This is a genomic window from Bordetella genomosp. 12, from assembly GCF_002261355.1.
GTDB lineage: Bacteria > Pseudomonadota > Gammaproteobacteria > Burkholderiales > Burkholderiaceae_B > Bordetella.
On the sequence record NZ_NEVU01000003.1, the window covers coordinates 1,672,151 to 1,685,744 of the forward strand.

Genomic DNA, 13,594 nt, shown 5'->3' on the forward strand with positions numbered 1-13,594 from the left:
GGCATTCAGACGGTATTGTGCCAGCCCGGCGCCGGGGTGCGCGCCGCGGCCAGCACGCCGACGCAGCGCGCGCCGGCCCGTCTGAGAGCCACAGCGGCAGCATGCGCCGTCGCACCGGTCGTCACGACATCGTCGACCAGCACGACATCCCGGCCGGCCAGGCAGGCATCGGCCTGGAACAGCCCCCGCAGGCCGCGCCAGCGGGCGCGGCGCCCCAGGCCCCGTTGCTGAACCCGCTGCCGCGTGCGGCGCAAACCCAGGCGGCATAGCGGCAGCCCCTGGCACTGCGCCACAACGCTGGCCAGTTCGGCGGCGGGATTGAATCCACGCCGCCGCAGCGCCGCGGCCGAGGCGGGCACGGGCACCAGCACCACCTGAGCGGCGACGGCCTGCCGGCGCCAGGCGCTGGCCATCAACGCGCCCAGCGCGCGCGCCAGCGCCAAGCGCCCTTGCCCCTTGAAAACCTGCACCAGCGCATCGCCAGGAAAGGCGTAGTCAAACGCCGCCACGCACCGGCCGATGCGCGGCCGACGCCTCAGGCAGGCAGCGCACCAAGGACCGCCTGCGCCCGGCAGACGCGCCGCGCACACCGGGCAGCGGGCTGCCGGCCCACGCATGGAGGCGGTGACATCGCGCAGGCAGGCGCGGCACAGGCATCCGCCTCTGGCCGGGCCGGCGCACAGCGGGCAGGCCGCGGGCCAACGCCAGGACGGCCGGCAGGGCTTCATACGGGGGACGGATAGTGGATGGGCCATAATGTGGGCGGCGAACGCGGAAGTCCGCCATCTCAACATACCGGCGCGCGCTTGCCGCACGTCACTGCACGCCTATGTCCCAGCCAACCTCTCTGCCCGACCTGCCCATCAATCCCCTGGACGTCAGCCGCCAGTTCGCCCGGCGCGGCGACCTGTCCGAGGCGCAGTTTCTCTATGGGGAGATCGCCACGCGCATGATGGGACGGCTGGGCTATATCCGGCTGCAGCCGCAATCCCTGCTCGACGCCGGTTGCGGGGCGGGCGATAACCTGCCCCTGCTGCGCGAACGCTATCCGCAGGCGGCCTATACCGGCCTGGACCATTGCGCGCCGCTACTGGCCATTGCCCGCCAGCGCTTTCAGCCGGCCGGGCTGTCGGCCTTGATGGGCAAACTCACCGGCCGCGGCAAACCCGCAACCCAGTTCGTGCAGGCCGATCTGGCGCAGACCGGCCTGGCTCCCGAGTCGCTCGACCTGGTCTGGTCCAACCTGGCCTTGCATTGGCATCCGGCGCCGCACGCCGTCCTGGCGGAGTGGCGCCGCATTTTGCGCACCGGCAGCCTGGCCATGTTCTCCTGTCTGGGGCCGGCCACGCTGAAAGAGCTGCGCAGCGCCCTGGAAGCGGCCGGGCTGCGCACGGCGACGCCGGCCTTCGTGGACATGCATGACTTTGGGGATCTGCTGGTGGAAAACGGCTTCGCCGATCCCGTCATGGACCAGGAAATCCTGACCCTGACCTACGCCACGCCCGACAAACTGCTGCAGGACGTCCGTGCGCTGGGCGGCAATCCGGCCCGGGGACGGCGTGCTGGCCTGACGGCCAGAGCCTGGCGCGACCGCCTGTGCGCCGCGCTGGAGGCGCAACGCGGCGCGGACGGCCGGATCTCGCTGACGATCGAAGTGGCGTACGGGCACGCCTGGCGGGCCGCCACGCATCGCGCGGCCCCCGGCGAAACCCGCCTGTCGGTCAGCGCCATCGGTGGACGGCGCGCCGGCAGTTAAGCCTCAGTGCAGGCGGTCCGGCCACATCGTGGCAGGATCGGTGGGCGCCATCGCTGAGCCGACCGGCTCGGAGGTGGCGCGGATACGGCGGCGCAAGGCATCCGCCGGGCGCGGCAGCTCGGCCTGTTCGCCACGGAAGACGTCGGTCATGGCCTCGACCATGGCCGGCAACTCGCGGCTGCGGTGGAACTGACTGCGCAACCAGCGCGCGTCATTGCCGCCGCGCAAGACCTCGTCGCGCAGGGAATGCAGGATGTCCGCCGTGCCCAGTTCCTCGGCCACCGGCGCCAGGCGCTCGAACAACTGCTTCATGTGATCCGAAAGGCGCACACGCTGGCCCTCGGCCGTGACATAGCTGCCATGCAATCCGAAGCGGCACGCCTGGAAGTGATTGCTGCGGTAAGCCAGCCAGGCCTTGGTAGGCGGGGCCGGTTCGCGGCTCAGCAGCACGGCCAATGCCTGGGCAAAAGCGCCCAGCTGGCAGGCCCGCTCGACGGTCAGCGGCGTGTCGCAGACGCGGATCTCCACCGTGCCGAACTCGGGCTTGGGCCGAATATCCCAGTAAAGATCCTTGATGCTTTCGGCCAGGCCGCTTTCGCGCAGCTCCGCCAGATGCGCCTCGAAGCGGTACCAATCACTCACGTCCGGCGGCATGTGGCCGGCCAGCGGGAAGCTGTTGACGGCATTGAGCCGGGCGCAGGAAAACAGCGTATCCACACCCTCGCGATAGGGGGAGGAGGCCGACAGCGCGATGAAATGCGGCACATAGGGCGACAGCCCATGGACCAGCTTTACCGCTGCGTCGCCCGAGGTCACGCCCAAGTGGATATGCTGGCCGAAGACGGTGAACTGGCGGGCCAGATAACCGTACATTTCGGCCAGGTACTGAAAGCGCGGCGTATCGGAGATGGAGCGTTCCTGCCAGCGCATGAAAGGATGGGTGCCGCCGCCGCTGACGCCCACACCGACGGCGTCCGCCGCCTCGCACAGGGCATCGCGCATCTCGCGCATTTCCGCCAGCAGGCCGGCCGGGTGCTCATGTACCGAAGAATTCAGCTCGATCATCGAGCGGGTGATTTCAGGTTTGACGCGGTCGGCCACGGGGTGGTTGGCCAGTTGCGCGAGCAGCTCATCGGAAGCCGCCGTCAGATCGAAGCTTGCCGTGTCGATCAGTTGGAGTTCCAGTTCAATGCCCAAGGTATTGGGGGAAGAGGAAACGAACGGGATTTGTTCCATCTCCGGCTCCTTGTGATTGCTGTTGAGGGATGCGCCGTTTGACCTTGAAGCCCGGATGCTGCCCGGGGGGTGCGTGACGGCATCTAGTGATTGCATGATAGCCGCGAGTTTGTGGCAAAAAGATTGAAATTCGTGACATTTATCGGCGTTATCGCCACATCACGCAAATCGCTCTAAGAGGTGCGTGATAGCAAGCACTCACACTCAAGTATTGACGCGGCCTGCCCGGGTGCGCGGACCGCAGAGCCGCGCCAGCATTGGCTGAAAACCGGCACAGGGAAAACCCGAGGCAGCGTTTTTTCCGGGGCAAAATGGGGGTTACAAAACCCCGTGGCGGTAAGCGTTTGCCGCTGGTTACGAAGCTGACAAGACCCGCGGCGGGCCCTTATTTCCGCCAGAACCAGGGGGTGAAAAGCACCAGCACCGTCAGCAATTCCAGGCGCCCGATGAGCATGGCGAAGGTGCAGATCCAGACCTGAAAATCGCTCAGCACCGCATAGTGGCCCATGGGGCCCAACACGCCCAGGCCCGGCCCGGTGTTGTTGATCATGGCCATGACGGCCGAAAACGCCGTGGTCAGATCCAGGCCCGACAGCAAGAGCAAACTGCTCAAGACGCCTACCGAGAGGCCGTAGACCAGCATGAACGCCAGCACGGAGAACATCACGCGCTGATCGACGATGCGGCTGCCTATCCGCACCGGGCTGACGGCGTGCGGATGCAGCATGGTGACGAGCTCATTGCGAGCCTGCTTGATCAGCAGGATCACCCGGATCATTTTGATGCCCCCGCCGGTGGAACCGGCCGAGGTGGCAAAGGCCGACAGCAGAAGCATGGTCAGCGGCGCAAACAAAGGCCAGGCGCCGTAATCGGCATTGGCGTAGCCCGTGGTCGTAGCCACCGAAATCGTGTTGAACATGCCGTAGCGCAAGGCCTGCAGCGGATCGGTATAGACGTGCTTGAAGAACAAGTAGACGGATATCACCAGGCCCGCGCCCAGCACGACGGCCAGATAGGGGATGGTCTGAGGGCAGGTCAGGTAAGGCCGGAAACTGCGCTGGCGCAGGGCATTGAAATGGGTGGCGAAGTTGATGCCCGAGATCAGCATGAAGACGATGGCCACCAGCTCGACCGGCACCGAGTCGAATCTGAGAAAACCCTCGTCATAGGTGGAAAAACCGCCCAGGCCCATGGTCGTGGCCATGTGCGCCCAGGCGTCGAACCACGACAGCCCCACGGCGCGATAGGCCAGAAAACACAGGATGGAAAAACCGAAGTAGACCGCGTAGAGCGCCTTGGCCGTGCTGGCGATACGCGGCGTGAGCCGCTCGTCCTTCATGGGCCCGGGCGTTTCCGCACGCACGACCTGATGCCCGCCCACGCCCAGCAGCGGCAGGATGGCCACGGCCAGCACCAGGATGCCCATGCCGCCGATCCAGATGAGCGTGGCGCGCCAGAGATTGATCGACGGCGGCAGATGGTTCAGGTTGGTCAGCACCGTCGCGCCCGTGGTCGTCAGGCCCGACATCGCCTCGAAATAGGCGTGCGTGAAGGACAGCGGCTGACCGATCTGCGAGTAATAAAGCAGCAAGGGGATGGCCGCCAGCAGCGGCAGCCCGACCCACACGATGGACACCAGCAGAAAGCCATCGCGGGCGTGCAGCTCGCTGCGCCAGCGATGCGCGGCCAGGCAGACCCCGGTGCCGATGCCCATGGCCAGCCCGAAGCCTTCGACAAAGGCCCGCAGACCCGCGTCCTGGCCCACCCAGGCCACGCCCAGGGGAATGAGCATGGTGAGCGCGAACACCACCATGGTCAGTCCGAGTACGTAAAACGTGGCCAGCAAACGCTTCATGATCGGGTCATGGGCCCCAGAGCGGGTTCAGAAGAAAGATGCCGATACCTGGAACAGCTTTTCCACCCGCGCCATCTGCTGCCGGGTGGGCACAAACACAATGACGTGGTCATCGTTTTCGATCACGGTATCGCCGTCAGGCAGGAGGATCTCATCTTCGCGCACCAGCGCGCCGATGCTGGCCCCCTTGGGCAGGCGAATATCGCCCACCCGGCGCCCCACCACTCGCGAGGTCGCGCGATCGCCATGCGCGACGGCTTCCAGCGCCTCGGCCACGCCCTGGCGCAGGCGATGCACCGCCACCACATCGCCGCGGCGCACGTGGCGCAGCAGCTCGCTCATGGTCGCCTGCGATGGCGACACGGCGATGTCGATGTGACTGCCTTGCATGAGCTCGCCGTAGGCATGCCGGTTGATGAGCGCAATCACCTTGCGCGCGCCCATGCGCTTGGCCAGCAGCGAGGACATGATGTTGTCCTCGTCGTCGCTGGTCAGCGCCAGCCAGGTGTCCATGTCCTGGATGTTCTCCCGCTCGAGCAGCGCCTCATCCGTGCCGCTGCCATGCAGCACGAGCACGTTGGAGGGCAGCTCGGCGGCCAGATACTCGCATCGCTTTTCGTTGCGCTCGATGATGCGCACGCTGTAGTTTTCTTCGGCCAGCTGGCGGGCTAGCCGCAAGCCGATGTTGCCGCCCCCGGCGATCATCACCCGGTGCACGGACTTCTCGGCTTCGCGCAGCTGGCGCACCGCCCGGCGGGCGTGGCGGCTGTCGACCACCAGCACGACCTCGTCGCCCGGCGCGATCACCGTGCCCAACCCGGCATGCAGCGGGCGGCCGTCGCGCAAGACATCGATGATGCGGGCGGTGACATCGGGCCAGACTTCGCGCAGGCGATCCACCGGCGCGTGGGCCATGGGGCTGCCATGCCCCACCCGCACGGTCACGACACTCAACCTGCCCTCGGCGAACTCCACGACCTGCAGGGCTTCCGGAAACTCGATGAGACTGTGCAGATAGGTCGTGACGCTGCGCTCGGGACTGATCAGGGCGTCGATACAGAATCCCTCATCGCCCATGAGCTCGGGATGGTCGGCGAATTCCGGGGCGCGTATGCGAGCGATGCGGCGCGGCACATTGAACACCTGCCGGGCGATCTTGCAGGTGACCATGTTGACCGAATCCGACGCGGCACAGGCAATCAGCAGATCGGTATCGGCCGCGCCGGCGGCCTCGAGCACGGATACCTGGGTGGCATCCCCCTGCATGACACGCAGGTCGAAACGCTCCTGGAGATAGCTCAGCTGCCCGGGCTGAACGTCCACCACCGTGATGTCGTTCTCCTCGGACACCAGGTTTTCGGCCACGCTGGTACCAACGCGGCCGGCTCCCACGATGAGGATTTTCATGAGCCTCGCTTGCGCGCGGATTCAATGCCCAGTTGCTTGAGCTTGCGGTAGAGGTGGGTGCGTTCCAGCCCGGTGCGCTCGGACACACGGGTCATGCTGTGGTTCTCGCGCACGAGGTGGTATTCGAAATAAATCCGCTCGAACTCATCGCGTGCCTCACGCAACGGCTGATCCAGCGAAATGCTGCCCAGCTGGCCGTTGTTGGCCGAGGCCGGTTCGCCCGCGGCGGGATGGGCCACGGCCACGGGGGGATCCAACTCGTCTTCGAGCGCGATGGCCGGTGTGGCGTGGACCACGGGCGCGGCTGCCGCAGCGGGCAGACGCCCACGCGCCAGGCCGGCGGCGATGGTTTTGAGCAAGCGCTGCAAGGTGATGGGCTTTTCGAGGAAGTCCATCGCGCCGATGCGCGTGGCCTCGACAGCGGTATCGATCGTCGCATGCCCGCTCATCATGATGACCGGCATGTCCAGCAGGCCCTGGGATGCCCACTCTTTGAGCAGGCTCACCCCGTCGGTGTCCGGCATCCAGATGTCCAGCAAAACCAGATCCGGACGCGAGCGCAGCCGGGCGGCACGGGCTTGCGCCGCGTTCTCCGCCAATTCAACCGTGTGTCCTTCGTCGTAAAGAATCTCCGACAGGAGTTCGCGAATGCCAACTTCGTCGTCGACCACCAGAATTCTGGCCATAAACCTTTCACCTATTGCGTAGCCGCATTATGCTTTTGTTGCAAGGTCTCGTCCATAGTATCGGACGCACTCGCCAAGCGGGTCAACAAGATAGAGACCCTCGCGCCGCCTTCCTTGCGGTTGGCAATATCGATGCGCCCGCCATGTTCTTCCACGATCTTACGCACAATTGCCAATCCTAGCCCGGTGCCATGGGCCTTGGTCGTGACATAAGGCTCGAAGGCGCGCTGCATCACCTGCGGCGGAAAGCCCGGGCCATTGTCTGCCACCGTAAACCGGACCGCGGCAGTTTCCGACCCGTCTGAGTGCGGAATGCGGGTGAGCTGGGTGACGACCTTGACCTGGGCGTCTTCGCCTTTTTCATTGACCGCGTCCCTGGCGTTAGCTAGCAGATTATGAATGACCTGGCGCAGTTGTGTGAGGTCGCCCTCGATGACGGGCAGGCCCTCGGCCAGCTCGGCGTCCAGCCGGGGGCCGCCATTGCGCGCCTGACCGTCGATCGGATCCCAACCATAGAGCGCCAGCACGTCGGCCACCAGGCCGTTGAAATCGATCGGCTGCATGACCGCGGGCGGCGTGCGCGCATACTCGCGGAAATCATCCACCATCTGCTTGAGCGAGCCCACCTGGTTGACGATGGTATTGGTGGCGCGTTCGAGCATCTGCGCCTCGCGGGGCGGCAGGTGATCGGCCAGCTTCATCGCCAGGCGTTCGGCCGAAAGCTGGATGGGCGTGAGCGGATTCTTGATTTCGTGGGCCAGGCGCCGGGCCACTTCGCCCCAGGCCATGGTGCGGTTGGCCGAAATGACCTCGGTGATGTCGTCGAAGACGACCAGATAGCCATTGCCCCGGCCATCAACGCGCAAATGCGTGCCGCGCGCCAGCAGAATGATGGGCTGCGCCCCGGCCTGCGCCGGCGTGATCTCGAACTGCTGCTGCCAATGCTGGCGCTCGGAGCCTACCGCCGCGTGGGCGGAAAACGCTTCGCGCACGGTGCCGGCGAACTCGAGCATGCCATCGGCGGTCTCCAGCGGCCGGCCGATGACCGAGCGCAGATCGGCCTGCAGGATGTTCTGCGCCCCCTGGTTGACGGTGGTCACCCGGAAGGACTCATCAAAGGCCATGACCCCGGAGGACAGGTTGGCCAGCACGCTTTCCAGATAGACATTGGTGCGCTCGAGCTGCCGCCGGTTGCTCTCGACCATCTGGCGCGCCTCGTCGAGCTGGCGCGTCATGGCGTTGAAAGAGCGGGTCAGGTGGCCGAGCTCGTCGCGCGCGGGCGGCTCGGGCAGGGGGCGGTAATCGCCCACGCTCACCGCCTGCGTGCCGGCGGCCAGGGAGAGCAGCGGGCGCACCAGGCGTTTGGACAGCGACAATGCCACGGCAATGGCGGCAAACACCGCCAGCAGCAGCGCGAGGGTCAGCGTGATGCCATAGAGCTTGCGCAGGCCCAGCCGCGACAGCGCCAGCTCCTGGTAGTCGCGAAAGCCCTGCTGCACGCGATTGGCGTTGTGCGCGATCTGCTCGGGCACGTTCTGCATCAGCTGCAGCCAACGCGGCTCACCGGCGCCGGCCAGCGAGCTGTCAAAGCGCACGGGCGTATTGAGCGGGATCACCACCCGCAGATGCAAACCGTCTTCGGCGCCCGCGATGCCGGGATCGTCGGCTTCGGCGGCCGAATACCCGCGCGCCAGTTTGAGCTGGTTCAGAACGGTGGACGGCGGCGTGGGCGGCACCAGCTGGCCGAATTTGTTGGTCGAAAAGGCCAGCGGCCGGCCGCTGCCGGTAAACACCAAGGCCTCCTGAACGCCGTTGCTCTCGCGCAGCCGGGTCAGGGCCAGCGGAATATCGGCATCAGGCAGGTTGTTCAGTTCGGAGGCCATGGCGCGGGCCCGCGCATCCAGATCCGCCAGTTGCGAGTCCAGCGCGGCGCGTCCGAGGTTCAGCCCCGCCTCCAGGGCGCTATCGACGCGGACGTTGAACCAGGATTCGATCGAGCGCGACAGAAACTGCACCGACAGGGTGTAGATCAGCGCCCCCGGCACCACGCCGATCAGGGCAAAGGCCAGCGCGAAGCGCGCCGTCAGCCGCGCGCCGAACATCCGGCGCCGGATCTGCCGCGCCAGACGGACCGTCAGCGCGACCACCCAGACAAAGAGCGCCAGGGCGAACACGCCGTTGAGGATGAGCAGCACGTCGTAGTAGCGCGCCAGGCGCGATGCGCTGCCCGTGGACCAGACCAGCAGGCCCAGCAAGGACAGCCCGCTGACGGCCCCGATGATCAGGGCCAGCCGCAACAAGACTCTCATGAGGGATCCCGCGCCGGCGCGGTCAGGGTAAAGGAGAACTCCCGCCACGGCGTGGAAGCGGCCCAGGCGCTGCTATTCAAGGCGTTGACCTGGAAGGGGCGCGCAAGCAAAGACGTGTCCAACCGCACCCGCAGCTGGCCGGTATAGACCTCACCGGCCTCGAACTCGGACGCATCGGCCACGCGCCAATCGCGAATCCGTCTGACCACGTCCATGGCGTCGTCCAGCGAAGCCACATTCAAGGAGAGCTCTCCCTGCCCCACCCGCCACTGGCGCGTCAGGGCGTTATAGCTGACCCGCCAGGTCATGCTGGTATCGACCAGGCTGCGGTCGAACCACCACCAGCGCGCCTTGGTGATCTGGATGTCCGCCGTGAAATACAACGGCAGGCCGCGTTGGGCGGCATCGCGCAACTGGTCGTTGAGCGGGAAATCGACATCCGCATTGATGCCCAGGCGGCCGTCCTGAATGATGGGGTCTATCATCTGCACCGTCGGTTCGGCGGCAAATGCCCGCCCTCCCCCTCCGAACCAAAAAGGGGCGGTAGCCAACAAGAAGGCGGCAATTAGACGAACAATCATGGACTTTCAATAGGGGCATGCTTTGTCCCTATTCTTGGCGATTCAGCGCCGCTTGGCAAACAAGGCATAGAAAAAACCATCATGCTGCGACTCGGGTGTTGCATTCACAGCAACTGGCAGCAATTGGCCCGGGGAAGGCAGGGCCTCGGCGTCGGGATGCCGGGCCGCAAATGCCTGCGCCTGGGCCTGACCTTCCGCCGGGAAAATGGAACACGTCACATAGAGCAGATGTCCGCCCGGCGCGACCAGTTCCCACAAGGCATCGGCAATGCGCGCCTGCAGGGCCGCCGTGCGCGCCACATCGGGGGCGCGCCGCAGCCAGCGAATGTCGGGATGGCGCCGCACGATGCCCGATGCCGTGCACGGCACATCGGCCAGCACCGCGTCGAAAGGCTTGCCATCCCACCACGCGCGCGGGTTGGCCGCGTCGCCGGTGACCAGCCGGGCCCCGCTCAGGCCCAGACGCTCGAGGTTCTGCCCCACCCGTTCCAGCCGCCGGGCGTCATTGTCCAGCGCCACCAGATCCAGTTGCGCCATCTCCAGCATGTGCGCGGTCTTGCCGCCGGGGGCGGCGCAGGCATCCAGCACCCGCATCCCGTCGGCCAAGGGCAGCAGCGGCGCGGCCAGCTGCGCGCCGGCGTCCTGGACCGACCACCACCCCTGGGCATAGCCCGGCAATTGCGTGACCGGCCTGGGCTCGAGCACGACCAGACCGAAGGCGCCGGTTTCACGCACGGCCAATCCGGCCGCCGTGAACGCCTCGACCACCTGCTCGCGGCTGGCGCGGCGCCGGTTGACCCGCAGCGTCAGCGGGGCGGGCACGTTGGCCGCCTGCAGCAGCGTCTGCCACTGCTGGGGATACGCCTGCCGCAGCGTCTTGATCCACCACTGGGGGTGATTCCAGCGCACCACCGGATCATTGGCCAATTCGGCGGCAAACGCCTCGCGTTCGCGCAGAAAGCGTCTCAGGCTGCCGTTGATCAGCCCTTTGAAGCCCGCCAGGCGCTTGCTGTCCGCCGCCGCCGTCACGGCCTGATCGACCACGGTATGCGGGGCATAGACCGGCATGCCCGGCACCACCTGTCCGGGCTGGTCCGGCGCTTTGAGCAGCGCCAGCGACACCCGCAGCAGGGCCCCGGCCAGCGGCGCGGGTTCGCGCGGCACCAGCCGGTTGGCGATCGTGTCGGCCCACCCCATGTAGCGCATGGCGTGAAACGACACGGCCTGGGTCGCGGGCCGCAAGCCAGGCTCGGTCTCGGCCAGGGCGTCGGTGAGAGAACGGCCCTCGTCGACTGCCTGCACCGCGGCAGCGGCGGACAGGAGAACAGCGGACAAGGGCGGGGCCAGATTGCCCGATTCGGAAGCAGAAGCCATGCGGAATTCCATATGCAGAGCCGCTATGGTAGCCGCTGGGCGCCCCTGTCTGCTGGCCGGCGCCCGAAGGGGCGCCTCAGGCGACGGGTCTGCGGCCGCGGGCCGGGACCCTTTACGCCGGAGAACGCAGCAATTCGCGGCTGATGATGAGCTTTTGCACCTCGGTGGCGCCCTCGTATATGCGCAAAGCGCGAATGTCGCGATATAGCCGCTCCAGAATATGGCCGCGCACAACGCCTTTGCCGCCGAACATCTGCTGGATCCGGTCGATGACGCGCTGCGCCGCCTCGGTCGCCGCCATCTTGGCCATGGCGGTTTCCATGGTCGAAGACACCTGCTGCACGTCCCGCACCCAGGCCGCCCGGTAAGTCAGCAACGCCGATTGATCGATCTCGGTCGCGGCATCGCCCAGCGCCGCCTGGGTGATCTGGAAATCCGCCAGCGTCCGGCCAAACATCCGCCGCTGGCGGACATGGTCCAGGCCCTCGGCCAGCGCCCGGCGGGCAAAGCCCAGGGCCGCTGCGGCCACCGACGTTCGAAAGACGTCCAGGGTGCGCATGGCGATCTTGAACCCCTGCCCGGCCCCTCCCAGCATCTGATGCGCGGGAACCCGGCAGTGCTCCAGGCGCAGCGTGGCCAAGGGGTGAGGCGAGATCACGTCGATCTGCTCCTGCACCACAAGCCCGGGCGTGTCGGCATCGACGATAAAGGCGGAAATGCCGCCCGAACCCGAAGCGCCCGTGCGGGCGAAAACACAATAAAAATCGGCCAAGCCGCCGTTGGAAATCCAGGTCTTGCAGCCATCGAGCACATAGTCCTGGCCGCTAGGCTGCGCGCGACACTGCAAGGCCGCGACGTCCGACCCGGCATCGGGTTCGGACAAGGCAAAAGCCGCGATCTTGCGGCCCTGGGCCACGGCGGGCAGATAGGCGGCCTGCTGCCTCGGATCGCCCGCCAGGGAAATGGCGCCGCTGCCCAAGCCCTGCATGGCAAAAGCGAAGTCCGCCAGCGCATGGTGACGCGCCAACGTTTCGCGGATGACGCACAGGCTGCGCGCATCGAGCGCGGGCAAGGCGCCGCCCAGATCGGCGTTCGGACCGGCCGGCACGCAGTAGCGCAACCACCCTGCCCGGCCCAGCGCATCCACCCACTGACGGCAGGCGATATGGACGTCGTCGTGCGCAAGACCTGCCGCGTGCTCCTGGCACCACCGGTCGAGCGACTCGGCCAGCACACCGTGGCGGGTCTCCAGAAAGGGCCATTGCAACCAACTCCGTGCTTGCCGCTCGCTCATGCCTACTCCTTACCCGCAAATTGCTGCAGCAAAGGCGTCCAGCCAACCAGCGTGTCTTTCACATACTGGCCAAAGGCCGCCGCATCGCGGAAATCCACCTTCAGACCAAACTGGTCTGCGCAATTGGCGAATTCCGGCGTGCGCGTGGCGACTTCGAAAGCGTCCTGCAGCTTCTTCACGTTGGCCGGATCCATCCCGGCCGGCCCGGACACGCCCAAGAGACTGGGCGCCACCAGGTCGTAGCCTTGCTCCTTGAGCGTGGGCGCGTCGAATCCTTGCATGCGCTCATCGGTGTACACCGCCAGCAGACGCAAGCGGCCATCCCGGACATAGGGCACCCATTCGGCCGTCTGAGCCATGAAATCCACGTCCCCGCGCAGCAGCGCCGAAATGGATTCGGGGCCGCTCTTATACGGCACATGCACCCACTGCGTGCCGATCGCCTGCGCCAGCCGCTCGGTGGTCAGATGCTGCGGCGTACCGATGCCGGCGGTGCTGTAACTCATGGACTTCTTGCTGCGCTTGGCCGCCGCAGTCAGATCCGCCAGCGTTTTGTAGGGGGAGTCGGCACGTACCAGCAGCCCGACCTGGTACTGGGCCACCATGGCAATGGGGGTGAGCTCCTTGGTGACGTCGTACTTATTGCCGGGATTGAGCACTTGATTGAGCACGCCGCCGGTCGACAGGGAGGCGATGCTGTAGCCATCGGGGCGTTGCCGGGTGATGTAACTGACCGACAGCGACGAGCCCGCGCCCGGCCGGTTCTCGATGATCACCGTCTGGCCGAGCTTCTTGCCGACGTCATTGGCCAGCACCCGGTTGCAGACGTCCGTGCCCCCGCCCGCGCCGTAACCGACGACCAGGCTGATGGGATTGCTGGGATAGCCCGCGGCCAGGGCAGACGCGCCAGACAGCGACAGGCAGGCCCAGGCCGCTGCCCGCTTGATGAGGGAGTGTTTCATTGCAGTTTGTCTCCATGGTCTTGAGCCGCTGGGGCAGCTTCTTTTGCGATGGCTGTCGCACAGGCGCGACGTCAGTCATTTTGCACGGATAAAAGGTCATATATATAGATGTTTGTACTAATGCCTTTTTTTGG

Annotated in this window: 11 protein-coding genes; 1 reads left to right on the forward strand and 10 read right to left on the reverse strand. The window is 66.2% G+C overall.

Annotated features, from left to right (window positions below; genetic code table 11):
* Positions 1–5: 5 nt before the first annotated feature.
* Complete coding sequence (locus CAL22_RS19800) at positions 6–509, reverse strand: ComF family protein (RefSeq protein ID WP_244193950.1); 504 nt, start codon at positions 507–509, stop codon at positions 6–8.
* A 320-nt stretch (positions 510–829) separates the two neighbouring features.
* On the opposite strand from CAL22_RS19800, the gene CAL22_RS19805 reads away from it, so the two are divergent.
* The gene (locus tag CAL22_RS19805; protein WP_094816109.1) at positions 830–1,756 is read left to right on the forward strand and encodes a methyltransferase domain-containing protein; all 927 of its coding nucleotides are present in this window, start codon (positions 830–832) and stop codon (positions 1,754–1,756) included.
* A 3-nt stretch (positions 1,757–1,759) separates the two neighbouring features.
* Here the strand turns inward: CAL22_RS19805 and CAL22_RS19810 are convergent, their stop codons facing one another.
* The 9 genes from CAL22_RS19810 to CAL22_RS19850 form a co-directional block, all read right to left on the reverse strand.
* On the reverse strand, positions 1,760–2,992 hold the full coding sequence (locus CAL22_RS19810; RefSeq protein ID WP_094816111.1) for a YbdK family carboxylate-amine ligase: 1,233 nt from the start codon (positions 2,990–2,992) through the stop codon (positions 1,760–1,762).
* Between the two features lie 385 nt (positions 2,993–3,377).
* Positions 3,378–4,847 carry a TrkH family potassium uptake protein gene (locus CAL22_RS19815; protein ID WP_094816113.1) on the reverse strand — a complete coding sequence of 490 codons (1,470 nt, stop codon included), beginning with the start codon at positions 4,845–4,847 and terminating at the stop codon, positions 3,378–3,380.
* Between the two features lie 27 nt (positions 4,848–4,874).
* Positions 4,875–6,254, reverse strand: a complete 1,380-nt coding sequence (trkA, locus tag CAL22_RS19820) for a Trk system potassium transporter TrkA (protein WP_094816115.1) — start codon at positions 6,252–6,254, stop codon at positions 4,875–4,877.
* Complete coding sequence (locus tag CAL22_RS19825) at positions 6,251–6,940, reverse strand: response regulator (RefSeq protein WP_094816117.1); 690 nt, start codon at positions 6,938–6,940, stop codon at positions 6,251–6,253. The genes trkA and CAL22_RS19825 overlap by 4 nt, the downstream gene beginning before the upstream one ends.
* An 11-nt stretch (positions 6,941–6,951) precedes the next feature.
* Complete coding sequence (locus tag CAL22_RS19830; RefSeq protein ID WP_094816119.1) at positions 6,952–9,249, reverse strand: sensor histidine kinase; 2,298 nt, start codon at positions 9,247–9,249, stop codon at positions 6,952–6,954.
* The gene (locus CAL22_RS19835; protein ID WP_094816121.1) at positions 9,246–9,830 is read right to left on the reverse strand and encodes a DUF4390 domain-containing protein; all 585 of its coding nucleotides are present in this window, start codon (positions 9,828–9,830) and stop codon (positions 9,246–9,248) included. The genes CAL22_RS19830 and CAL22_RS19835 overlap by 4 nt, the downstream gene beginning before the upstream one ends.
* Positions 9,831–9,872: 42 nt before the next feature.
* Positions 9,873–11,204 carry a 16S rRNA (cytosine(967)-C(5))-methyltransferase RsmB gene (gene rsmB, locus CAL22_RS19840; RefSeq protein WP_094816123.1) on the reverse strand — a complete coding sequence of 444 codons (1,332 nt, stop codon included), beginning with the start codon at positions 11,202–11,204 and terminating at the stop codon, positions 9,873–9,875.
* A 112-nt stretch (positions 11,205–11,316) separates the two neighbouring features.
* Positions 11,317–12,498 carry an acyl-CoA dehydrogenase family protein gene (locus CAL22_RS19845; RefSeq protein ID WP_094816125.1) on the reverse strand — a complete coding sequence of 394 codons (1,182 nt, stop codon included), beginning with the start codon at positions 12,496–12,498 and terminating at the stop codon, positions 11,317–11,319.
* A gap of 2 nt (positions 12,499–12,500) precedes the next feature.
* Positions 12,501–13,460 (reverse strand): tripartite tricarboxylate transporter substrate binding protein, encoded by a 960-nt coding sequence (locus tag CAL22_RS19850; RefSeq protein WP_094816127.1) that lies wholly within the window; start codon positions 13,458–13,460, stop codon positions 12,501–12,503.
* Positions 13,461–13,594 lie beyond the last annotated feature (134 nt).